Origin of the sequence: Vibrio sp. VB16 (genome assembly GCF_015594925.2) — a bacterium.
In the GTDB taxonomy this organism is placed as follows: domain Bacteria; phylum Pseudomonadota; class Gammaproteobacteria; order Enterobacterales; family Vibrionaceae; genus Vibrio.
In genome coordinates this window covers 115695-140310 of sequence record NZ_CP087590.1, presented here as the reverse complement: position 1 = coordinate 140310, position 24616 = coordinate 115695, and the positions used below count along the sequence as shown (strand labels likewise).

The 24616-nt window shown below is 41.8% G+C and carries 22 protein-coding genes; 6 read left to right on the top strand and 16 right to left on the bottom strand.

Translation table 11 applies throughout. The annotated features are described in order from the left end of the window. The 11 genes from IUZ65_RS00635 to gspC all read right to left on the bottom strand — a co-directional run bounded on the left by IUZ65_RS00635 (window position 1) and on the right by gspC (window position 10558). A complete protein-coding gene (locus tag IUZ65_RS00635) occupies window positions 1–495 on the bottom strand; it encodes a type II secretion system protein M (RefSeq protein ID WP_195704858.1) in 495 nt (164 codons plus the stop codon). Next, window positions 495–1706 carry a type II secretion system protein GspL gene (gene gspL / locus IUZ65_RS00630; RefSeq protein WP_195704857.1) on the bottom strand — a complete coding sequence of 404 codons (1212 nt, stop codon included), beginning with the start codon at window positions 1704–1706 and terminating at the stop codon, window positions 495–497. Before gspL ends, IUZ65_RS00635 begins: the two co-directional genes overlap by 1 nt. Next, a complete protein-coding gene (gene gspK, locus IUZ65_RS00625) occupies window positions 1675–2709 on the bottom strand; it encodes a type II secretion system minor pseudopilin GspK (protein WP_195704856.1) in 1035 nt (344 codons plus the stop codon). The genes gspL and gspK overlap by 32 nt, the downstream gene beginning before the upstream one ends. Further along, on the bottom strand, window positions 2702–3361 hold the full coding sequence (gspJ, locus tag IUZ65_RS00620; RefSeq protein WP_195704855.1) for a type II secretion system minor pseudopilin GspJ: 660 nt from the start codon (window positions 3359–3361) through the stop codon (window positions 2702–2704). The genes gspK and gspJ overlap by 8 nt, the downstream gene beginning before the upstream one ends. Beyond that, complete coding sequence (gene gspI / locus IUZ65_RS00615; RefSeq protein WP_195704854.1) at window positions 3348–3707, bottom strand: type II secretion system minor pseudopilin GspI; 360 nt, start codon at window positions 3705–3707, stop codon at window positions 3348–3350. Before gspI ends, gspJ begins: the two co-directional genes overlap by 14 nt. Then, window positions 3704–4291: a type II secretion system minor pseudopilin GspH gene (gspH, locus tag IUZ65_RS00610; RefSeq protein WP_195705155.1), complete on the bottom strand. Its 588-nt coding sequence runs from the start codon at window positions 4289–4291 to the stop codon at window positions 3704–3706. Before gspH ends, gspI begins: the two co-directional genes overlap by 4 nt. 64 nt (window positions 4292–4355) lie before the next feature. Further along, entirely contained in the window at window positions 4356–4799 is a 444-nt protein-coding gene (gene gspG / locus IUZ65_RS00605) for a type II secretion system major pseudopilin GspG (RefSeq protein ID WP_195704853.1), read from the bottom strand. A 49-nt stretch (window positions 4800–4848) separates the two neighbouring features. Next, window positions 4849–6066 carry a type II secretion system inner membrane protein GspF gene (gene gspF / locus IUZ65_RS00600; protein WP_195704852.1) on the bottom strand — a complete coding sequence of 406 codons (1218 nt, stop codon included), beginning with the start codon at window positions 6064–6066 and terminating at the stop codon, window positions 4849–4851. Continuing rightward, a complete protein-coding gene (gene gspE, locus IUZ65_RS00595; RefSeq protein ID WP_195704851.1) occupies window positions 6066–7562 on the bottom strand; it encodes a type II secretion system ATPase GspE in 1497 nt (498 codons plus the stop codon). Before gspE ends, gspF begins: the two co-directional genes overlap by 1 nt. After that, the gene (gene gspD, locus IUZ65_RS00590; RefSeq protein WP_229638209.1) at window positions 7562–9562 is read right to left on the bottom strand and encodes a type II secretion system secretin GspD; all 2001 of its coding nucleotides are present in this window, start codon (window positions 9560–9562) and stop codon (window positions 7562–7564) included. Before gspD ends, gspE begins: the two co-directional genes overlap by 1 nt. 63 nt (window positions 9563–9625) lie before the next feature. Further along, window positions 9626–10558 carry a type II secretion system protein GspC gene (gene gspC, locus IUZ65_RS00585; protein WP_195704849.1) on the bottom strand — a complete coding sequence of 311 codons (933 nt, stop codon included), beginning with the start codon at window positions 10556–10558 and terminating at the stop codon, window positions 9626–9628. 170 nt (window positions 10559–10728) lie between these two features. Between gspC and hslR the strand changes: the two genes are divergently transcribed. The 4 genes from hslR to IUZ65_RS00565 all read left to right on the top strand — a co-directional run bounded on the left by hslR (window position 10729) and on the right by IUZ65_RS00565 (window position 15983). After that, a complete protein-coding gene (hslR, locus tag IUZ65_RS00580; RefSeq protein ID WP_195704848.1) occupies window positions 10729–11118 on the top strand; it encodes a ribosome-associated heat shock protein Hsp15 in 390 nt (129 codons plus the stop codon). A 16-nt stretch (window positions 11119–11134) separates the two neighbouring features. Further along, window positions 11135–12010: an Hsp33 family molecular chaperone HslO gene (gene hslO, locus IUZ65_RS00575; RefSeq protein ID WP_195704847.1), complete on the top strand. Its 876-nt coding sequence runs from the start codon at window positions 11135–11137 to the stop codon at window positions 12008–12010. A 333-nt stretch (window positions 12011–12343) separates the two neighbouring features. Next, the gene (pckA, locus tag IUZ65_RS00570) at window positions 12344–13972 is read left to right on the top strand and encodes a phosphoenolpyruvate carboxykinase (ATP) (RefSeq protein WP_195704846.1); all 1629 of its coding nucleotides are present in this window, start codon (window positions 12344–12346) and stop codon (window positions 13970–13972) included. 115 nt (window positions 13973–14087) lie between these two features. Next, window positions 14088–15983 (top strand): AsmA family protein, encoded by a 1896-nt coding sequence (locus IUZ65_RS00565; RefSeq protein ID WP_195704845.1) that lies wholly within the window; start codon window positions 14088–14090, stop codon window positions 15981–15983. Between the two features lie 64 nt (window positions 15984–16047). On the opposite strand, the gene IUZ65_RS00560 is transcribed toward IUZ65_RS00565, so the two are convergent. The 5 genes from IUZ65_RS00560 to typA form a co-directional block, all read right to left on the bottom strand. Next, window positions 16048–16956: a bifunctional GNAT family N-acetyltransferase/hotdog fold thioesterase gene (locus IUZ65_RS00560; protein ID WP_195704844.1), complete on the bottom strand. Its 909-nt coding sequence runs from the start codon at window positions 16954–16956 to the stop codon at window positions 16048–16050. A 74-nt stretch (window positions 16957–17030) separates the two neighbouring features. Then, window positions 17031–17465: a D-aminoacyl-tRNA deacylase gene (gene dtd, locus IUZ65_RS00555; RefSeq protein WP_195704843.1), complete on the bottom strand. Its 435-nt coding sequence runs from the start codon at window positions 17463–17465 to the stop codon at window positions 17031–17033. Further along, entirely contained in the window at window positions 17437–18345 is a 909-nt protein-coding gene (locus IUZ65_RS00550) for a virulence factor BrkB family protein (protein WP_195704842.1), read from the bottom strand. The genes dtd and IUZ65_RS00550 overlap by 29 nt, the downstream gene beginning before the upstream one ends. A gap of 9 nt (window positions 18346–18354) precedes the next feature. Next, window positions 18355–18879, bottom strand: coding sequence for an AAA family ATPase (locus IUZ65_RS00545; RefSeq protein WP_195704841.1), 525 nt, complete (start codon window positions 18877–18879; stop codon window positions 18355–18357). 113 nt (window positions 18880–18992) lie between these two features. Further along, window positions 18993–20825: a translational GTPase TypA gene (gene typA / locus IUZ65_RS00540; RefSeq protein WP_195704840.1), complete on the bottom strand. Its 1833-nt coding sequence runs from the start codon at window positions 20823–20825 to the stop codon at window positions 18993–18995. Between the two features lie 563 nt (window positions 20826–21388). Between typA and glnA the strand changes: the two genes are divergently transcribed. After that, window positions 21389–22798: a glutamate--ammonia ligase gene (gene glnA / locus IUZ65_RS00535; protein WP_195704839.1), complete on the top strand. Its 1410-nt coding sequence runs from the start codon at window positions 21389–21391 to the stop codon at window positions 22796–22798. An 815-nt stretch (window positions 22799–23613) separates the two neighbouring features. Further along, a complete protein-coding gene (gene glnL, locus IUZ65_RS00530) occupies window positions 23614–24606 on the top strand; it encodes a nitrogen regulation protein NR(II) (RefSeq protein ID WP_229638208.1) in 993 nt (330 codons plus the stop codon). Window positions 24607–24616: the final 10 nt, after the last annotated feature.

The window sequence follows — 24616 nt, the reverse complement described above, 5'->3', positions numbered from 1 at the left end:
TTATCCTCCTCGCTTTAGTTGTAAGCGTTTCACTTCAATGATCCCTTTAGAATCACTGTTCGAAATTTCCATAAATTCAACCTGAACCGCCTGTTTTTGTTGTAAATAAGCAAGCCAATGTACAAATTGGTCAAAGGCAACGGGTTTAACCCAGACCTGTAACATCTCATCACGTGGCTGAATTCTTATTAATTCAATTTTGTAGCTTTTGGCGGAAGTGGAAATGACCTGATTAAACGGCTCATTCGAAACAGAAATCCCACCGTTCCCTCTAAGTTCGATGATTCGGTCAGCACTATCAGATACCCATTGAAGCAACGCTTTCTCACTATTTATTCTTACTTTCGCCGTATTCGCTCTTTCGGATAGAGGTTGAATCAATCCCCAATTAAACCCACCTACGATTATTAGTATTGAGCAAACGAGAACCATACGCTGTTCCCTTAAAGAAATACTTCTCCACCAAGAGAAAATGGACTCTTTTAAAGTACTCATTACTTTCTCCTCAAAACGAAACTGCCTGACACTCGATTCTCTTTTCTATCAAGAGGCCCTTGAGTCACGTTAAACTTTTCAGCCAATTTAGTCCTTACCTGCTCAAAGGTTTGAAAGTCTTTCATTGAGGCATCAAGACGGACCTCACCCCGATTCGCGTCATACCGAATATTGCTTATTTCAACGGAAGTGTGCCCTTTTAGCGCTTCAGGTAGCGATGCTAACCAACCCAATACGGTCGTCTCATTATTGCCACGTGAGAGTGCGCTCTCTTCGACTGTCATTTGCCGTTTTAAGTAACTGACTGTAGGGATTTTGTTTTTATTTGGGAATATAGTGCGGAAAATTCGTTCACTTTCAGTACGGTAAGCAGAAGCTTGAGCCTCATATTGATTGACTTGAAGAACGCGCTGTATGGTCAATATTAATAGGAACAGACACGCTGCAAATGCAACATTCTTCCAAATTTTCAGGTGCTTAAATATTGAAGACTGAGGTTTGAACGTTCCTGTTAGTAGATTGGTTGGTGAATGGATTGCGCCTTTAGTAAGGAGTGCCATGACTAATTCAGGTTCCGCCTGCTTCCAATCTGTATTACTGATTACAGAATCAGGTATCGTGCTATAGCTTAATATTTTGTAATCTTCACTTTGACTAGCGCACCAATCAGATTCAATAAAGAGTGTTAACCACTGCTCATCTATTGATGTGGATTGATTTTGAGATTTTCTAAACAGCCATTGCGAATCCATTTGAACCGCTGACACTGTATTATCCATTAATGGTAATGTCTGTGCGTCAGGCACAATTTTGCTTATCGCAATCCCAATCGCAGTGAAAGCCTGGATCCACTCAATTAAATACGCTTTATCAATGGCAGCAACGTCGACTTTGTTTGCATTTTTTTTCAGAATCGTAAAATGCAACTCGTCAACATCCTGCGCAATATCATCTTCAAGCAAATATGGCAGCATCGTATCAACCTGCCGAGCTGCACCAGCCGGAATTTCTGCTTCCATTAACAATATGTCACGGCTATCCAATAACAACAAAGTTGTACGTTGGTCCGCGTAAGTAGAAAGCTCACCTAGCTGCTCTTTGCTGCTAAGTTCTCCGCTCGCAATAATTTCATTCTGACTAGTAGACCAAACCAACCACCGTATAGGGGCCTGCTTGTCTCTACTTAGTCGAACGGTCAGAAACTCGCTCAATGACTCCTCCAAAACGCCGTCGTATAACTGAGACGTCCTTCTTGTCTTTGCTAAAGAGTAGGCTTCTTATCCTAACTCTTGATTCATTTACCATAACCTGAGCATCAAGCTCAAAATAATGGCTATCTGTCGTTAAATAACCATTGGCTTTATCTTTTATCGTCGCATCTATTGTCGCGATCTGTCTTTCGGCTAAAAAGTCATCCACAGATGCCCAGCCATCATAAGGTCTGTTTTCTATCAATGAGGAAGCGTCACTTGCACTCAGTAGTGGTGAAAACATTGCCACCAATATAACCGAACCCGCCTCATTAATCGTATTCACATTTAAACGCCAATCGTCCCAAGGCAACGCGCACACCACCGGGCCAATCTTCTCCATCACTCCACTATCCATTTGATGAACCGCTCTCAACTCTGTGCTATCAGAGATCATCCCGTTTGGGGTGATGTAAGCGGGGTGAAGTGCTTCATAAAAGCTATCTTCAACGCCATAATTCGTTGATGATGTAGTATTTTTATCTAAAAATTCCCATGTAGAATCAGTAATAACTTCAGCTTGATAATTTTCTATCTCGAGCTCTTCGAGCATACGCTGAAAAACAGCCACCAAATAAGGCTTCGATGTACTATTGGCTTGCTGCTTTTCTTTACCTAATACGTTGATATTAAAACACGCTTGCTTATCTATTATTTTTCCAGATGCTGTGCCGTAATCGAGCGGGAAAACTTGTTCTTTCAACGCCCAAGGTTGACTAGTATTGATCGTATCACTATCTTCATAGCTCTGCTGAATACCATACTTGGCTAGCGCTTCAATACCAATACTGTACCAGTACGCCTGTTGGTGACTGATCCTATTTTCGGCTCGTGTATAGTTTACAAACAATCTCTCAGTCATTGTGGCGGCAATTGAAACCATCACTGCAAGAATCAGTAATACGACAATTAAAGCCGCACCCGCATTCTTTTTAACGGATCTATTAGAAGGCCTGTTAGTCATTGCTAACGCCTTCGCTGGCGACTTGCAGACGCTCTCCAGCCGTCAAATAAACTCGTTCAATATTGCCATAATCTTGTAGCGTAAATGTAATTGAAAGTGCCTTGGGTAATGCGAATGCCTCGTCCCAACTTTCACTCCATCCACCTTCTTTATAAAATTGCATATCAATCTTTTCAACATCGTTGAGAAGACGGGTGATCACGCCTTCCTGCCCTACCGGTGTGTCAGGATACCGCCACCAAACCCGTTCAAGTCGATTGGCGACAATTCGATAACCAACCTTGGTTATCTCCCCTCGAGGGAATACCTGCTGAGGGTTCTGCCATCCCAACCGAGTAAACAGTACGGCCTTGTTATCTGAGTCGAGTAACCCATCGCCCCAAAAGAGAATATTTTCTGTCGCTTCTTCTCCATTGGTTCTAAATCGTCTTAACGCTATCTGTCTAAAGTCATTGTCAATAATCACCATCGCTCGTTGAATCTCTTTCAACCTTTCTGTCTTTTCAAGCGATACTTGATTGCTACGCTGTACCTGATTTAACACCATGTAAGCTGACACACTTAGAGACGCAAAAATAGCAATCGCGACAAGCACTTCTATTAAGGTAAACCCCTGCTGTATTTTGCGATAAGACGCCTTATTTCTCGACATAACTTCTCACCGTTAATATTGGGCTTTCTGCGTTTTCATTCAATGAGACGCTAACATCAAATGCAGCAATAAAGCCAACGGCGGTTTCAACAGGCGTTACTTTCCAATACCACTGTTTACCCACCATTTCTGTTTTGCCCGATTTAGTGCTTTTAGGCGCACCTGATAACATCACCCGGCTAATTTGATTATCTATAACAAATGATGCGAACGTTTTTTCTTCCAAATAAGACAGCGTATTTAGGTGTTGAGTGACTGAGCGCATAACACTGATCGCGGCAGTAGCAAATATAGCTAGCGCAACCAATACTTCGAGTAATGTCATACCACGAGTGCGCTGATTCATCGAATACCCGTCTCATCTTGTGTTTCTTTCGCATGAACAAGGTCGATAGAACCGGATTCTTTCACATCGACAACCCAACCATTATATTTGTCTTCCTCTGAAAATATGGATAGACGAAAAGGGGTCATCTCGCCACTGGACAATACAAACAACTGGGGCGGCTTGATTTTTTTTTCTTTATCAAAGTCAGCAAACCTATCTTCATCAAATAAGCTTTCTTGCTTGAATAGGCTTTCATTCTGCAACCATGCATCACTACCTAATTCCAATGAAAGTAATACACCGTCTTGTAGTTGCGTTTCGACGTACGTTTTATTTTCAAAAACTTGCCATCCATTATTCTCTAATTGTAGATAGCTGTAGGTGCCTTTTTTTTCATCTACTCTTATGCCTAAATCTTTACCATTTAAGATGGCATGTTCATTAAGAAGCTGTATTCGATAATAAAAACGCTGTGCTTGTTCTTTCGCAATATCTTGCTTTGAATCAGGCAAATTAATGATCACTGCCACAGCACTAAGCGACATCAAGACGAGTACCAGCATGATCTCAATTAAGGTAAAACCTGTATTTTTCTTATTCATTACTGCCACAAGTCGCGCCTACTTTATGGACATGACTAGAGTCTGTTGACTCTAGTATTGATGATTAGAAATCTTGAATATTCCAATTGCCAATATCCGCAGCACTGCCTTCACCACCCTCTTGTCCATCTGAACCCAAGCTAAAGATATCAATCGTTCCTTTGTCACCAGGGCTTAGGTATTGATAATCGTATCCCCATGGGTCTTGTGGTAAGCGTCTTATATAACCACCGTCTCGGTAGTTTCTCGGCTCAGGGCTGCCACTTGGGTTTGTGACGAGTGCTTCTAAGCCTTGATCTGTTGATGGGTATACACTGTTGTCTAACTTATACATATCGAACGCTTGCTCTAATGCAGAGATATCAGACACGGCTTTTTGTTGATCCGCTTTTTCTTTGTTTCCTAACAAGTTAGGCACAACAACGCTGGCCAAAATACCTAAAATCACAACAACAACCATAATCTCAAGTAAGGTAAAACCATTTTGTTTTCTTTGTTTCATTTTCATCTCCTAACAAACTCAATCCTTCTGCTCAGAACGCCGGAACGCCAAACCGCTAAGCAGAAATCAAATTATTCATCTCTAAAATAGGCATCAACGTTGCCATTACAATAAACAAAACTACACCAGCCATCACAGCAACAAGTGCAGGTGTAAATAGCCCTAAGGCAATATTAACCGTGGATTCGAAATCCCTATCTTGATTGTCGGCTGCTCGAGTAAGCATCTGCTCTAACTCACCACTTTGCTCACCACTCGCAATCATATGTAACATCATGGGTGGAAATAATTTAGTCTGTTCTAAAGCACGCCTTAAACTGCCCCCTTCTCTTACTTTTTCGCAGGCCTCCAAAACGTGTTGCTCCATATATCGGTTGCTTATTACGTCTGTCGCAACTTTCATACCTTCCAATAATGGAATAGCACTCGAGGTACAGATGGATAACGTTCGAGCAAAGCGAGACGTGTTGATCCCTTTTGTTATCTTTCCTATCAAGGGAATACTCAGCAGCTTTTTATCCCAAGACATCCTTGTATTCGCATTCTTTAAGGCCATTTTCAAACCATAGTATGAGCAGATAACACCGACTAACAGATAGATCCCCCAGTTTTGTACAAAACCACTGGCATCCAAAAGAAATTGAGTTGACCCGGGTAGCTCCTGTCCCATTTGAACAAACTGATCAACGATTTTTGGCACAACACTGGCTAATAGAAAACTAACAACCGCAAATGCGAATACGGTTAACACCACAGGATAAATCATCGCCTGTTGGAGTTTAGAACGCATTAATTGGCGATTTTCAGCATAATCAGCGAGTCGATTCAATACGCTATCCAAATGACCGGAACGTTCACCAGCTGCAACCATAGCGCGGAAGAGATCATCAAATACATGAGGGTAATCGGCAAGACTATCGGCGAGCGTATACCCTTCAACCACTCGAGAACGGACCCCCATTAGCATATTGGTGATACGTGGCTTCTCCGATTGCTCTGCAACCGCTCTTAAACACTCTTCTAAAGGCATGCTTGCCTGAACCAATGTTGACAGCTGGCGCGTTAATAACGCGAGATCATTGGTGCTAATACTTCGATTAAATGATGTAGACGATTTCTCGGCACTGTTTTTTACTTTGGTTTCAATGACCTCAACAGGAATCAAGCCCTGTTCTTTCAATCGTTGTCGAACTTGACGTGCATTATCTCCCTCAATGACACCTTTTTTCTGCCTACCTTTGTCATTTAGTGCTTTGTATTCAAATGCGGCCATTAGACTTCCTTGGTTACTCGCATAACTTCTTCAAGGGTAGTAATACCTTGACGAACTTTTTTCAATCCATCAGCTCTGATACTTGGCGTATATGCACGAACTTCTTTCTCTATGCTCATTTCTCCCGCTTCTGAATGAATAAGTTCTTGAACGTTATCGTCAACAAGAAGCAGCTCATGTATTCCAGTTCGTCCTCTATACCCCTTAAAATTACACGCCTCACATCCATTCGCACGGTAAAGTGTTAAAGACTCTTGCTCCGTTAACTTAAACAACTTTTTCTGTTCTCTGTCGGCTTCAAAGCTTTGCTTACAATCAGGGCACAAGGTCCTTATCAGGCGTTGCGATAACACCCCTAACAAAGAGGATGAAATAAGAAAAGGTTCAATACCCATATCTCTTAGTCGAGTTATCGCCCCTATCGCCGTATTAGTATGCAAGGTAGACATGACTAAGTGACCCGTCAGCGAGGCTTGTACACCTATTTGTGCCGTTTCAAGGTCACGTATTTCACCGACCATAACGACATCTGGATCTTGGCGCAATATGGCGCGTAAACCACGGGCGAAGGTCATATCAACTTTAGGGTTAACCTGTGTTTGACCTATTCCGTCAATATCAAATTCGATAGGATCTTCTACCGTTAAAATATTCCGTTCCGTACTATTCAGTTCTTGTAACGCGGCATATAAGGTTGTTGACTTACCTGAGCCCGTTGGTCCGGTAACCAAAATGATGCCATGCGGCCTAGCGATCAATTTTCTTATTACTTCGTGATTTTCTTCCGTCATCCCTAGGCTATGTAAATCAAGGCGGGTGGCGTTTTTATCCAGTAAACGCATTACAACGCGTTCACCATGCGAAGATGGCATTGTAGAGACACGGACATCAACCGCACGACCACCAATTCTCAATGAGATTCTTCCATCTTGAGGGACACGTTTTTCAGCGATATCAAGTTTTGCCATAACCTTAACTCGTGAGACGAGAAGTGGCGCTAGCTTGCGGCTTGGTTCTAATACCTCACGTAATACACCATCAACCCGGAATCGAATAGACAAACTCTGTTCAAAGGTTTCAATGTGAATATCCGAAGCCCCTTCTTTAATTGCTTCGCCTAGCATCGCATTGATTAACTTAATGATAGGGGCGTCATCTTCTGTTTCTAATAGGTCTTCATTTTGAGGTAACTCTTCAGCTAATGAGAAAAAATCGTCATTATCTGCGCCAATATCTTCCATTAACTGTCGTGCTTCTGACGAATCTCGTTGATAGATCTCTGTCAGTTTCTTTTCAAAGCTATCTTTATCGGCCGAAACCAATGTAAACGGCACCTTAATGACTCGTTGTACTTCCGCTAAAATTGATATTGCAATAGGTTCGACATAATACAACTGAGGCAGTTCTGTTCGCTGTGGACTATTTTCTAAAACCACGTGGTGACGCCTAGCAAAACCAAATGGTAGACGCCCAACAAAGCTGGCCAACTGTGTCATCAATCTAGCTCCAATTGGTCAATAAAGGCTTGTACTTCTGCCGGATAACGAGGCGAATCGCCTTTATATTCTGCAAGAACCGGAATGAGGTCATCCGATAACAGTTTCAAGCCTTCTTCCGCTTTAAATAATTGCTCTGCACGAATGTAGTTATATTTACGCTGGGTAATGCCATCGGCGGTCACACCATCACGAATAATGGTCGGCTTGATGAACACCATCAGATTTTTCTTTTCAACAGAACTGCTTGTTGATTTAAAAAGGTGACCAATTACTGGAATATCACCTAAGAATGGTACTTTAGATTCACTCTCCATGACGCGTTCATCGATTAATCCGCCTAGAACCAACATCTGACCATCTTGGATCATAACCTGAGTATTAAGTTGTCGTTTGGCAAAACGCACATCGACAGCGCCACTGGCGCCAAGTACGTTTGATACTTCCTGCTCTATCGTTAATTGAACAGAGTCACCTTCGTTTATTTGAGGCACAACCTTAAGCTTAATCCCGACTTCTTTCCGCTCTACGGTCTGAAATGGATTGCTGTTGTTTGCCCCTGCAGTGGAGCCAGTTAACACTGGAACTTCTTCGCCAACGATAAAGGATGCTTCTCCGTTATCCATCACCGTAATACTAGGAGAAGAGAGAATATTAGAATTGGAATCGGTAGAAACCGCGCTGATCAGAGCAGTCCAGTCACCCAGAACTAAACTCATTGCTGCACCGTTCACTCCGCTTAATGCGGAAGCTAGTGAGGAATAATCCCCTTCTGTCGTAGTGGTTTCATTTCTAACGAAGGCACCATTATCATCATAAACGGCGGTTGTGGTTGTGGTATCTTTTGCCTCTTCAAGGCCCACCATCACGCCACCAATTGATGCACCTGTATTACCATATTGAATAACAGCACCGGTATCCAGGTTACCCCATTGCACCCCTAAATTAATGCCATCACCTTCAGACATCTCAACAATAAGCGCCTCGATAAGGACCTGAGCACGACGAATATCCAACTGAGCAATGACATCCATAAGGGCGTTCATAATATCTGGTGGAGCCGTCAAAACTAATGCATTAGTATCTTTGTGAGCGGCAATCATCACCTGAGATTTACTTGTCGCACCTTGAGCTTTAGATGAGCTCTGCTTCTCTGACTGAATATTTTCAGATACACCTTTTAAAACGTCGACAATATCTTCAGCTTGCGCATATTTTAGATAAACAACTTGATTGTTACCCCGACTCGCCATTTCAATATCGAGCTGTTTTATCAACTTACGAAGGCGCGTGCGTACGGTTGGGTCTCCGGAGATAAGAACGGAGTTAGTGCGGTCATCGGCCACAAGTTTAGGTTGTAAAAATGCCGGTGTGTTTTTTGTGTCGGTCGTTTTATTTAACGCATCAACTATTCGCACCATTTCTGAGGCAGACGCATTTTTAAGAACAACCACTTCTATTGATTTGTCCCCAGCCTGATCAACACGTTCAATAATTTCGGCAAGACGATTAACAACAGCAGCACGACCTGTAATCAAGATGATATTAGCAGGGTCATAGTGGACCACGTTACCCGCACCAGCGTTATCATTTAATTGACGTAATAATGGAGACAACTCTCGAACAGAAACATTTTTTACTGCGACGACACGAGTAACAACGGCATCACCTAATATTTTTTCATCCGCCCCGACAACTGGAATCGCGGATGTTTTCGCATCTTTAGCCTTTATGATTTTAAGTACACCACTCTCCATCTCGACAACGGCAAAACCATAGACTTCTAAAACATTAAGAAAAAATTGATAGTATTGTTTTTCATTTAATACGTCATAGCTTCGAACATCTATCTTCCCACGAACAGAAGGGTCGACAATAATGGTCTTTTCTAAGTTTCGTCCAACAATATTAATGAATTCTTGAATATCCGTGCCTTTGAAACTCGCACTATATTCATCGGCAGAAACAGATAAGCACATTAGACTTCCTATCAGTAACATCGCACTTCTGCTTAACCAGTTCTTCACTAAAAAACCTCCAAATCACCGACACTTAAGCCAGTATTAAAATTCTAAATATATTTCATGTGCCTGACCGTCACGCTCTACGGTCAAGTTGAATTCTGTCATTTCCGACATCGACTGCCAAACTTTACCCATTGAAGCAGGGTCCGTTAGGTCTTCACCATTCAAAGACGTGGCAATATCACCATTTTTAAGTCCTGCCGAATCAAATAGTGCACGCTGCTTACCAGGCCTAATTCGATAGCCGACAAGCTTCCCATCTTTCTTTACTTGAGATAAACGTATGTATTGGAGGATTTTTTGAGGATCAGCTAAAACCTCTGCTCGAATCGATTCAATCTCATTACCTGAGGGAGCAGGATTATTTCCAATTTCGCTAACCATTGCGTTACTCGCTCTTTTATTACTCGCTGTTGGTCGCACTTTTTTGTACTCGATCCCTTCAAGCATCAACGTTTCATCTCGACCCGCATTGTCTATAATAATGCGGTCAATAAAAACGTTCTTTAGTTTCGCTTGTGTCCCTTCAATTTTTTCACCAATGCCATACGTTTCTTGGGATCCATTGTTTGCAATAACAGCCAAGCTGCTTTTCGCTACAGAACTAGAGACAGCACCAACCAAAATTAAGTTCAAACGCGTTTTTGGTGCATCCTGAATTACAGGTGCTGACACGACTTTATCTACCTTTTCGTCGTGCCGACCAAATAGCGCAGCTTCTAATAAACCAGATATAATAATCCCCTTCGACTCAGAAGAAGATTGAGCATTAACAGATTGAGCGGACCATTTGGATACCGTCGTCTGTTCATCGGATAAATACCAAATCGTTTGACCCGCAATCCAGGCTGATAAGCAGACCAACAATATAGTCAATAAAGTGCAGAGCTTAGATTGAGAAGCAGCAAATAAACGGAAAACCTTTTCCGTTAAGCCGGAAAACGGATGAGTTCGGCTCAAAACAGAAGACATTTACAACCTCTTTAGTGTCTATAATCACAGTAAACATTATGCAGAAGAATATCATACCCCCTTCAAGATTGAGGTAAGGGAATTCCTAAAATTTACATTTACCACTTGAAAAGAGAGACATGCGTCACCATTTTTACAGAAAATAGTTTACAGCATGGAGTCGTAAAAAAATGAGCACAAATACAGAGACAGTAAGGCTCGACAAATGGCTTTGGGCTGCTAGATTTTACAAAACTCGGTCGATAGCTCGAAATATGATAGACGGGGGTAAAGTCCATTATAATGGACAGCGCTCAAAACCAAGTAAAATAATAGAACTTGGTGCAACAATAACGCTAAGACAGAGACAAGAAGAGAAGACCGTTGTCATAGATAAAATTTCAGAACAAAGGCGTGGAGCACCAGAAGCACAACTGCTCTACACGGAGACACCAGAAAGTATCTCAAAACGCGAAGAAAACGCACAAAAGCGTAAACTCAATACGTTATTCAGTCCTAGCCCTGAACGTAGGCCAGACAAGAAACAACGTAGAGACATCATTAAATTTAAAAACCAGTAAGCCGGAGTGTTCTGACATGGCACAAGACGTATTAAATCGTTATTTATTCGAGAATCTTTCTGTACGTGGGGAACTTGTACAGTTAGATAAAGCATATCAAGAAATTATATCTAGTAAAGAGTACCCAGCACCGGTACAAAACTTATTAGGCGAGCTATTAGTCGCCACCACCCTTTTAACTGCGACGCTAAAATTTGAGGGTTCCATCACACTTCAACTGCAAGGCGACGGTCCTGTTTCTTTAGCGGTCATCAATGGTGATCAAAACCAAAAAGTACGCGGCGTTGCGCGATGGGAAGGTGATATTGCTACTGATGCAACACTTCACCAATTGGTAGGGAAAGGGCATCTCGTGATCACCATTTCACCAGATAAAGGGGAACGCTATCAAGGGGTTGTAGGTCTTGAAGGGGACGATCTTTCAAAGGTATTAGAAAACTACTTCCTTCGTTCTGAACAACTCAAAACACGCCTATGGATTCGCCTTGGTACTCAAGATGGAGTGCCTCATGCTGCTGGTATGTTGCTTCAAGTTATGCCTGATGGAACCGGCACAGCAAACGATTTTGAACATTTAGAACAACTTACAAACACAGTTAAGAATGAAGAACTCTTTACTTTAGAGGCAAACGAACTGCTTTATCGATTGTACAATCAGGAGACGGTAAATCTTTTCGAACCACAACCCGTTGTCTTTCATTGCGGCTGTTCAAGGGATAAAAGTGGCTCTGCAATCCTAACGGTTGCCAAAGATGAAGTTTATGACATTTTAGCGACTGAAGGCACAATTTCTTTACATTGTGATTACTGCGGCACGGATTATTCGTTCGACGAAAATCAAGTGGCAGACCTTTATTCTCAAGCAGATCAAGGCAACACTACCCTTCATTAACATGTATATATATGAGAATTCATTCAAATTATATATTAAGCCGGTGTAAACCGGCTTTTTTTTGGGTGATACTTATATAAATCACACAATTAAGCACTTTTCACTCCAACTCTCATTTCTGAAAACAAAGATAAAATTGATCTAGCGCAAGGCTAACAAATGGTGATAAAACAACCACTCGAAAATGTGACGGGTGATTTAAAACCCTGAATAAATCATCGGCAATTTATGACTTATCTCCCTGTTTTCTCGCTTTCACGTTGCTAGCATGGTGAACAGAATAAAAAACAAATTATATAAAATCCCTACAAAAATCTTAATTAAGGAGCACCTATGACCGTTATGGAACATACCAAGGCTGCAGAACTAGACCTAACTGAATACGGACTATCTGGCGTAAAAGAGATTCTTCGCAATCCAAGTTATGACATGTTGTTCGAGGAGGAAACTCGCACTGATTTAGAAGGCTATGAAAGAGGCGTTGTTACAGAGTTAGGAGCCGTTTCTGTTGACACTGGCATCTTCACTGGTCGTTCACCTAAAGATAAATTCATCGTTTTGGATGACACCACAAAAGAAAATATGTGGTGGACCTCAGAGCAAGTCAAAAATGACAACAAAGCAATCTCCCAAGAAGTTTGGAACGAACTAAAAGTTCTGACAACATCTCAGCTTTCAGGTAAGCGCCTGTTTGTTCTAGATTGCTACTGTGGTGCTAACGAGGATACTCGTCTGTCCATTCGTTTCATTACTGAAGTGGCATGGCAATGTCACTTTGTTAAAAACATGTTCATCCGTCCAACAGAAGAAGAATTGGCCACATTTGAACCAGATTTCGTTGTTATGAACGCGGCAAAAACAACAAACCAAGATTGGGAAAAACAAGGCCTTAATTCAGAAAACTACACTGTATTTAACCTAACAGAGAAAATGCAACTTATTGGCGGTACTTGGTACGGCGGTGAGATGAAGAAAGGTATGTTCGCAATGATGAACTACTTCCTACCGTTGAAAGGCGTTGCATCGATGCACTGTTCTGCAAACGTTGGTGAAGAAGGCGATACGGCTATCTTCTTCGGCTTGTCTGGTACTGGTAAAACAACGCTATCTACAGACCCTAAACGCGCATTGATTGGTGATGACGAACATGGCTGGGATGACGATGGTGTATTCAACTTCGAAGGGGGTTGCTATGCCAAAACTATCAAGCTTTCTAAAGAAGCCGAGCCTGACATCTATAACGCTATCCGTAAAGATGCGTTACTAGAGAATGTAACGGTTCGTAATGATGGTTCTATCGATTTTGATGATGGTTCTAAAACCGAGAATACTCGTGTTTCATACCCTATTTATCACATTGATAATATCGTTAAGCCTGTCTCTAAAGCTGGCCATGCAAACAAGGTTATTTTCTTAACAGCAGATGCATTTGGTGTTCTTCCGCCTGTAGCTAAATTAACAGCAGAACAGACTAAATATCACTTCTTATCTGGTTTCACTGCGAAATTGGCCGGTACAGAACGAGGTATTACTGAACCAACGCCAACCTTCTCTTCTTGTTTCGGTGCGGCATTCTTAACGCTACACCCAACTAAGTACGCGGAAGTATTAGTGAAGCGTATGGAAGCAGCTGGTGCAGAAGCATACCTAGTTAATACGGGTTGGAACGGTACTGGTAAACGTATCTCTATCCAAGATACTCGCGGTATTATCGATGCCATCTTAAATGGTTCGATTGAGCAAGCAGAAACTAAGCAAATCCCAGTGTTTAATCTAGAAGTCCCAACAGCACTTCCAGGTGTAGACCCTGCGATTTTAGATCCTCGCGATACTTATGTTGATCCACTTCAGTGGGAAAGCAAAGCCGAAGATCTGGCACAACGTTTTGTTAAGAACTTCTCCAAGTACACTGACAATGCTGAAGGTGCAGCACTCGTCGCCGCTGGCCCGCAACTAGACTAAGCCTTGTTAATTGGTAAATAGTGATTAAGCCCCTCATTTGAGGGGCTTTTTTGTTGAATCTCTTTCCTAATTAAGTCAATCTGTCCAAATTAAATAATGGGTTAGGTATTAACAGATGAAAAAAGCACTAGTCATATTATCTATTGCGCTACTGCTGATCATATCTTGTGCTGTGCTTGGTCTCTACTTAGCTATGCAGGGTCCCTATACAACCAAACTCACTAATCACTTACTCAAGCAGTATTCTTCGCTACCCATTTCTGTTTATGACGCTAGGTTTGAATTCCCAAATCATTTCTCCTTTCAGGGAGTGGAAATACAAGAACTCCAAGAAGATACGATTAATATTGAACAGGTTGATGTCTGGATAAACTCCGACTCATTTGTTGAATCTATGCCTGTGATAGATAGCCTTCTGATAAACGGTTTACTGCTCCAAAGTGGGCTACCTGCTATTCCAACATTTGAAAACCTCAAGTTGCATCAGTTGGCCATTACCAACCTCGATTATTCTGATGGTGATTTCATCTCACGCGATACCAATATTCAGATAGAGAACCCACTCTATTTAAACAACAGTCAGAAAGTTCCTTATGGTTCAATACAGTTCTCAGCGGAACAGATTTATTGGCACAGAGAAGCATTTAATAACGTTTTAGTTGATGCTAACTACAAGGCAGAAAATAGCACGGTTTACGGAGCTTCATTTGAGTGGCGGGGAGGCGATTTCTCGACCCAAGCAGAACAATACTCAGAAGGGTGGTCGCTCGTTAATACGACGATAGACCGACTTAGGTTAAACATGAAGCAGCAAGACGAAATCGAACCATCCGACTGGTCGTTCCTTGTTGATAAGATAACCCATTTCAATAGCCTTGATATTCTGGGTAGCTCTATCGATACCCCTCATTTCCAAATCACTAACGGTGACTTTTCTGTCGAGAATCTGTCCCTTTTAAACGGGGTTTGGCAACAGAAAGACAGCTATGTTTCTTTCAGCGCAGAAAGCATCAATTACCTAGACCACTTGTGGCTAGAACCGGCATTTGAAAGTTACTTTGATAATAACCTGATCTCCATTGAGGCGCTTAGCTTTGAGTTCGAGAAGGGGCTTGTCAAAATGGTCGGCGAATTAACACCAAATTCTGTTTATCTCAAAAACCTGGATATCGATGGCATTAAATGGTTCTACGAACTGCCAGAAGACACTCTTGTGATAAAGAACTATTTAAACTCATTAGATCAGCTACTTATTGATGATGTGAAAATTAGACGATCACAGTTTGTTCAAATCGCTCATCAACCAAACTGGCAGTTCTCTGGTCTCTCAGTCGATGGAAAACATCTCGCACTCATCAAACAAAATCGAGTTGGCCTTTGGGATGGGCAAGTAAGTATCACGGCTAACAATGCCAGTTTTAAGAGTTTTCTCACAAGCCAACCAATCATAACAATGCAGAGTAGAGAAGGTATTTGGCAACTAAACGAAGCTTTTATTCCCCTAGAGAATGGGCTTATTGAAGCGACGGCGAGCTACTCGCTTTCTCAACCAAGCCAGCCATGGCGGCTTGAAGCGTTCGCGGACGGCCTACCCATTGAGCTGTTTTCTGATTGGGTATCGCTACCCGTCGACATCGAAGCTATTGCGGAATTTCAGATTGGTTTAAATGGCTTAGGTGGAGACGCGTTAATGTTGAAACATAGCTTGACCGGACAGTTAGTCGGTTCGCTGAGAGACGCCTTTTTATTGCCGGATATCGAGTCCGACCAACCAGAAATCATACCATTTGAGAGCTCTGAGTTTTCTATTTCAGCTGATAGAGGTCGAATCGATATTGCACCCATCATAATTAACGGCGATAGAATTACCGGACGCTTACGAGGTAATGTTGATTTGGTTCAAACTGACGACAACTCAATTTCACTTGAGCTAATGGATGGCTGTATAAAACAGAGCTTTGAATTGTTAAAGGGTACACGACAAGAAAAGAATACTTGTCCAAAAAAATAGTCCCACGCAACACTGTGACACTATTTGGCGATAAAGCCAGCCATAGGGCTTTAGTCGCTTTATATTAAGATTCTTGTATTTCAGGCAGCAGCATATAGGTACCAACAAATTCAACAGCTGCAGCATTGCCGCTATAAATAGTCACGCTAATGACAACTCGAGCCTTTCGTCCATTCTCAAACCGATCTAGGTCACCACTGATCCCATCTAAGGATGTTGTGGCAATGGGTGTCTCTTCAACTGGATGACGGTAACGTACTTTACTATCCGCCAACACAATGTCGGCTTTAAGACCACGCTCTTTCATCAGTAACCATGTCATTCCCCAACCTGTCAACGTTGCTAACGTAAAGGCGGAACCAGCAAACATTGAATTCCTAGGGTTTAAGTTCGGGTTTAATTGCGCACTACACTCGAATTGATAGCCCGTGTATTGTGTTATTTTGATACCCATTTTGTCGCTAATGGGGATTTGCTGTTCCCAGCGTTCTTGCAACTCAGCACACCAATCTGGTCTGCGTAAAATATTATCCATAGGATCGAGCTGTTTTACCAACTGCTGGTGGCGATTCGCACCATATTGCCCACTTATCTCACCTTGACTCTCAAAACCATTTTTTATATAGAAACTCATGGCTTCTTGGCGAGCATTACAAACCAACCGCTTTACACCTTCTTGGCGAGCAAATGATTCGAGTGCCACAAGGATCAGTGAACCAACGCCTTTATCTCTCCGGTTGGGCTTAACCGCCATAAATCGAATCTGTCCTTCATGATCGGAGGTCACGTACAAGCGCCCCACAGCCACTGGACGACCTCTGCCATCAACAATCATACGATGATGACTCATCTCGTCAAACTCATCCCGTTCGGAGCCCACAGGCATGCGTAGAGGCTCTCGAAGCATCTGCCACCGAAAATAATAGTACTTAGCAATTTGATTTGCTGTTTTGGGCGTGATTAGTTTAAACATTTAAATCCTTTTAAAATCTTTCTACTTTAAAACTTTATATTTAAAACCATAAGAGAGCGAAAAAACTTGCGATTTCAAACCTGTAGCCAAAATGTAACGGGTCCATCATTAACCAAAGACACTTTCATGTCAGCCGCAAAGCGTCCTCGCTCTGTCGGCAGAATTTCATTACAACGTTCAGAAAAGTAATTATACAATCGTTCGGCATCTATTGGGTGAGCACCACGTGAAAAACCAGCTCTTGTTCCCTTTTTTGTATCGGCGGGCAAGGTAAATTGCGAGACAACCAGAACACTGCCACCCACCTGTTTAACGTTCAGGTTCATCTTGCCTTCTGCATCGCCAAACACACGATAATTAACGACTTTTTCTACCAAACGTTGGGCTTTTGTTTCGTCATCCTCTTTTTCAACACCTAATAGTATAAGAAGCCCTTCATCAATTTGCCCAACAATCTGCTTATCTACTTTAACAGAGGCTTCACTCACTCTTTGTATTAGCGCTATCAATGCCTTCTCTCCTATCCCCAATCATACGCTCTACAAATTTCGGTATTATTAAATCCGAATTATAATTCCACTGATCTCTTTCGCCTAGACTTGCTGTTAGCTCGGCACCAATTAAAACTATAAACCAACACAAATAGATCCAAACAAAGAGTATCGGTACAGCCGCAAGCGTGCCATAAATCAACTGATAACTGGGGAATGCCGATATATAGTAGGCGAAAATGCTTTTACTGATTTCAAACAAAAAAGTACTAACAAAGGCACCAAACATCGCATGCCGAATTTTAACTTGGATATTCGGCACAAATAAATATAGTCCTAAAAACCCAATATAAGAAAAAAGTAGAGGTAACCTGCCGTATAAAAAGTTAACAGTATCGTCACTAAAAAATTTGAGAGACATAATGTGGGAGCTAACGGCAATACTCGCACCCATTAATAGAGGACCTAATGTAAGCACCATCCAGTACATAGAGAAGGAAAAGACCATGCGTCGCTTTTTCTTTATTCTCCAGATGTAATTCAAATTTTTATCGATACTAGAAATAAGCAAAATCGCAGTAACAAATAAAAATGCGGCACCGACTGTTGTCATTTGAGCCGTATTTTGTACAAACGCTTCTAATGCATCTTCTATTGCTTCACCAGCAGCAGGAACAAAATTGTTAATAATAAATTGCTGTATTGTATCACCGACACCGTCAAACGCAGGAAATCGCGCAAGAGCAGAGAATATAACCGTTGTTAAAGGAACCAATGATAACAGAGTAATATACGTCATATAGCCTGCATTCACAGTTAACCTGTCGTGTATAACTCTCTGCTTCAAATAGAATAAGTAATAAATAGTTGTGTGCATGAAGCACTTTAGTTTTTCCATAAACCGCCTTTAGCCAATCTGCTCCAATATAAAATCTACACGTTCTTCTACACTACCCCATGGCACCTTAATCGGTTGATAACCTAAATTTCGGTAGCACGTCAAAAGTAACTGATGTATCTCTAATGCCTCAGAAAAAGAGTGAGGACGAACCGCATCTTGAGTGTATATTAATTGTTTGGGAGCGCAGAAAAAAACCTTCTCAAAATAACCGTTACTGGCATCAATATATCTTTTTTTAACGTCCAGTTTACCGAGCTGAAGATAAGCGCATATATCAGGTATCGCTCTATCCAAGAAAGAAATATTTTTTTGTTTTTCCGATGTCCGTTTCTGCTTTTCCATCATATCTAGACACATTTCTGCAAATTCAGCCAAATGTGTCCAAGGCAGTATGCCATTAGTTAACCGTGATTGCTGCTCAATTAAATAGCGAGGGCTCTCTTCAAAAGTAAGGTACCCGCGCGTGGCAAGTACACCAATAATACTTGTTTTTCCTGCACCGGGGCCACCCGTTATGACTATCGGTTTCATAGACTTCCTTTGCTTAATGCAACTCACAATTTCCAGTCTACCAAAAAAACAATCCCCCTTCATGATCGCTCATGAAGGGGGATTCGTGTCGTTTCTTAAAGTAACGAGTGACGTTATGCTTTCGCTGGGCGACCTGCACGTTTACGTTCATTTTCAGTAAGAAGTTTCTTACGAATACGAATGCTTTCAGGCGTTACTTCTACAAGTTCATCTTCATCGATAAACTCTAAAGCTTGCTCTAGGGTGTACTTGATAGCTGGCGACAATGTTTGCGCTTCATCTGTACCAGATGAACGAACGTTTGTTAGCTGCTTACCTTTAAGACAGTTTACTGTCAGGTCATTTGAACGGTTATGAATACCAACAATTTGACCTTCATATACTTCATCTGCGTGTTCAGCAAATAAACGACCACGCTCTTGAAGATTAAACAGTGCATATGTCAGTGCTTTACCTGTCGCATTTGAGACAAGAACACCATTAGCACGTCGACCAATAACACCACCTTTGTGTGGGCCATAATGATCAAACGTATGATAAAGAAGACCTGAACCAGACGTCATCGTCATAAATTCAGTTTGGAAACCGATAAGACCACGAGAAGGCATCATAAAGTCCATACGTACACGGCCTTTACCATCTGGAGACATATCAGTTAACTCACCTTTACGGATGCCGATGTTCTCCATGATACTACCTTGGTTCGCTTCAACCACATCGATAGTCACTGTCTCGTATGGTTCTAAAAGCTTACCATCTTCTTCTTTTAGAATTACTTCTGGGCGAGATACTGCAAGCTCGAAGCCTTCACGACGCATATTCTCGATAAGAATAGAAAGATGAAGCTCTCCACGACCAGACACTCGGAATTTATCAGGATCATTTGTTTGTTCTACACGTAATGCAACGTTATGAACGGATTCTTTCTCAAGACGTTCTAGAATATTACGAGAGGTAACAAATTTACCTTCTTTACCAGCAAACGGAGAGGTGTTTACCTGAAACGTCATTGTTACCGTTGGTTCATCTACAGAAAGAGGAACCATGACTTCAACATTATTTTGATCACAAATAGTGTCAGAAATCTTCAATTCACCCAAACCTGTAAAGGCAATAATGTCACCCGCATTGGCTTGTTGTATTTCATGGCGGTCAAGGCCAAGGTAACCAAGAACGGTACCAACTTTACCATTTCGTCTTGTGCCATCAGCACTAACAATCGTCACTTGCTGGTTTGGTGCAACTTTACCACGAGTAACGCGTGCAACACCGATAACACCAACATAAGAGCTGTAATCAAGCTGAGAAACTTGCATCTGCAGAGAACCATTGATATCAACCGCAGGAGCATCTACGTTGTCTACGATGGCTTGGAACAATGGTTCCATGTCTTCACCGACAACATCTTCTTCTAGCGTAGACCAACCGTTTAGTGCTGAAGCGTAAACAACTTGGAAATCCAGTTGCTCATCCGTTGCGCCTAGGTTGTCAAAAAGGTCAAAAACTTGATCCATAACCCAATCAGGGCGAGCACCAGGACGGTCAACCTTGTTGATAACAACAATAGGTTTAAGGCCATGTCCGAATGCTTTTTGTGTTACAAAGCGAGTTTGAGGCATCGGCCCATCAACGGCATCAACAATAAGCAATACAGAGTCAACCATAGACATGATACGTTCCACTTCACCACCGAAATCGGCGTGTCCTGGGGTATCAACGATATTGATTCGGTAGTCGTGCCAGTTAATCGCTGTGTTTTTTGCAAGGATAGTGATACCGCGTTCTTTCTCGATATCATTCGAGTCCATTACACGTTCTTCAACTTCTCCACGAGATTCTAGCGTGCCTGACTGCTGAAGCAGTTTATCTACAAGAGTCGTTTTACCGTGGTCAACGTGCGCGATGATCGCGATATTTCTTAATTTTTCAATCTGTGGAGTAGTCATGAATTTTGATTCACTCAGTCATAATGAAGCTGCGAAACATCGCAACAATGGTTTAAAGTTGTGTAAAACCGTTTTAAAAATAAACAGTTTTAAAAATCGGCGCTAATGTATCAGATTTTTGCTCAAATACCTAAAGAATGTGATCTTTATCTATATATTGTTAAATAGCCGGAATTAAATACAACCGACATACCTCAAACTCGCGCTTTGCAACCGTGATTGGCAGAGTCATTGATGACGAATAAACGTTAAGGTATTACCGTTTCTAAAATCAGATTGACATTTTTTAGCCATGAGTGCTGAATAGAGATTGTTCGATTCTTAGTATAGTTCAACTTTGAACGCACACTATTGGTGCATGCGAGGATCATTTTGGTGCACATTCTGCACCAAAAGAATACAAGAACAGCCCAAGACCTTGAAATTAAAGGATTAAAATAAGTGGCACAGTTTTCGCTTAGAAGGTTAGCATCGGGTAATTCACTTAATATTTAGAAATTACTCAATGACAATTTTTTAGATTCGAAATTGTATCAAATTAATAACACTGGAGGTTATCCAAGATGTCAGTAGAAAATGTTCTATCACTGATCCAAGAAAATGAAGTTAAGTTTATTGACCTGCGCTTTACCGACACTAAAGGTAAAGAACAACATATTTCTATTCCATCTCACCAAATAGATGCTGACTTCTTTGAAGATGGTAAAATGTTTGATGGTTCTTCTGTTGCTGGTTGGAAAGGTATCAACGAGTCAGATATGGTGATGATGCCAGACCCATCAAGTGCTGTTCTAGACCCATTCACAGATGATGCGACGCTGAATATTCGTTGTGACATCCTAGAACCTGCAACGATGCAAGGTTACGATCGTGACCCACGTTCAATCGCAAAACGTGCTGAAGACTTCATGCGTGCTTCTGGTGTTGCAGATACCGTACTTATCGGTCCTGAACCTGAGTTCTTCCTATTTGATGATGTTAAATTCCATTCTGACATGTCGGGCTCTTTCTACAAAATTGATGATGTAGAAGCAAGCTGGAACTCTGGTTCTGATTTCGAAGAAGGCAACAAAGGTCACCGTCCTGGCGTTAAAGGCGGTTACTTCCCAGTAGCACCTGTTGATTCGTCTCAAGATATCCGTTCTGCCATGTGTCTAGTTATGGAAGAAATGGGCCTTGTTGTTGAAGCACATCACCATGAAGTAGCCACTGCTGGTCAAAATGAAATCGCCACTCGCTTTAACACGTTAACGACTAAAGCAGATGAAATCCAAATCTATAAGTACGTGGTTCATAACGTTGCTCACGCATATGGTAAAACAGCTACATTTATGCCTAAGCCAATTGTCGGTGATAACGGTTCTGGTATGCACGTCCATATGTCTCTTAATAAAGACGGTGTAAACTTATTTGCTGGTGACAAGTACGGCGGCCTGTCTGAAATGGCGCTTTATTATATCGGCGGCATTATCAAGCATGCTCGTGCAATCAACGCATTTGCCAACGCATCCACGAACTCATACAAGCGCCTTGTCCCAGGCTTTGAAGCTCCAGTTATGCTCGCTTACTCAGCTCGTAACCGCTCTGCTTCTATCCGTATCCCTGTGGTACCAAGCCCGAAAGCACGTCGTATTGAACTACGTTTTGGTGACCCAACAGCTAACCCATATTTAGCATTCGCTGCAATGTTAATGGCTGGCCTTGACGGTATTAAGAACAAGACTCATCCTGGCGAAGCAATGGATAAAGATCTTTACGACCTTCCAGCTGAAGAAGCGGCCGAGATCCCAACCGTTGCAGAATCACTACAACAAGCACTTCAGTGCCTAGATGAAGACCGTGAGTTCTTAACATCTGGCGGTGTATTCTCTGATGACTTTATCGATTCTTATATCGCACTTAAGACTGAAGATGTAGTGAAAGTAAACATGGCTACTCATCCACTTGAGTTTGAACTTTACTACTCTGTATAAGCGTTAATTTTTTAACTGTCTAAAGGGCTCGCATAAGCGAGCCTTTTTTGTATCTCTAAATCCCCTTCTAATACGTTGGAATTCATACTTTGGCACGACGCGCGAAGAACGTTAAACACTAACCGAATTCCTTCATTCCTGTGAAAACATAATGCTGTTCGGTTAGTTCTAAATACTTCGTCATTCCCGTGAAAACGGGAATCTTGGTGATATTAGATCCCCACTTTCATGGGGATGACGTTAGTTTTCGTGAAAATAGGCCAATTTTCATCGGGATGACAAGTTTAGATAACGTTAACCGAACTGCATTGCATTGCATTGCGTGCAGACGGAAATCTGGGTGGGTTTAGATCTCCACTTTCGTGGAGATGACGTAGGTTTCGTGGAGATGACGTAGGTTTCGTGGAAATGACGTAGATTTCATGGGGATGACGCTAGTTTTAGTGAATATGAAAGGGAACGATTCAAAACAGCTGGTACCTAGAAGCGTATTAATTGCTTGAACAAGATGAACTGAATACTACTTAGCTCTTATTTACCTACGCCCAAGGAAGCGGCAAGGTTATTGCATTATTTAAACCATAACGGTGCATTAACGTTGTAAGTTTATAAAATAGAGCGTGCTCGTGGATAAACCCTCAATTTTCTACGTTTTATGACCTGTTAGCCGTTGTATCTTACTTTTCATGGTTCATACTGAATCTAACGTTGCACCATTTTGGTGCTAGGTGCAATCATAGAGCAGAGCGAGGACGGGAATTGTGACAACAGAGCTTTCAACAGCCATATTGGATAACATTGTAACCGCCACCTTAATGCTTGATGAAAATCTAGTCATTCGTTACGCAAACCCGGCTACAGAGCAGTTATTTTCGCAAAGCACGAAACGCATTATAGATAAGTCTTTGTCACAGCTCATTCAACACGCCTCGATGGATATCGCTTTGTTAACTCAGCCTTTGCAAAGCGGTCAAAGCATGACAGATAGCGATGTCACTTTTATCATTGATGGTAAACCATTAATGTTAGAAGTCACTGCCAGCCCACTCTCTTGGAACAAGCAATTAATGCTACTTATAGAGATGCGTAAAATTGGCCAGCAACGTCGCTTAAGCCAAGAGCTAAATCAGCATGCACAACAACAAGCCGCCAAGCTGCTCGTTAGAGGATTAGCTCATGAAATTAAAAACCCTTTAGGTGGTTTAAGAGGTGCGGCTCAGTTATTAGGGAAAATGCTCCCAGATCCTTCTTTAACGGAATATACACAGATTATTATCGAGCAAGCCGATCGTTTAAGAGCGCTTGTTGACCGCCTACTTGGTCCTCAAAAACCGGGAAAAAAAGAACACGAAAACCTGCATGTTGTATTAGAAAAAGTACGACAACTGGTCGAATTGGAGTCGGGTTCTAATCTCACTATTGATAGGGATTATGACCCCAGCCTACCTGACATTCTAATGGACACAGATCAAGTAGAACAGGCGATGTTAAATATCGTCAGTAATGCAGCACAAATGATGATTAATCAAGATGATGCAAGGATAATCATTAAAACCAGAACCATGCATCAGGCCAATATCCATGGTCAGCGTCATAAATTGGCCGCTCGAATTGAGGTCATAGATAATGGACCTGGTATTCCAACAAATCTGCAGGACACGCTCTTTTATCCCATGGTGAGTGGTAGAGATGGTGGTACCGGATTAGGGTTGTCAATTTCACAAAACTTAATCGACCAACACAATGGAAAAATAGATGTAGAAAGTTGGCCTGGTCGCACGACATTTACAATTTATCTCCCTATCTAACGGATGTGAG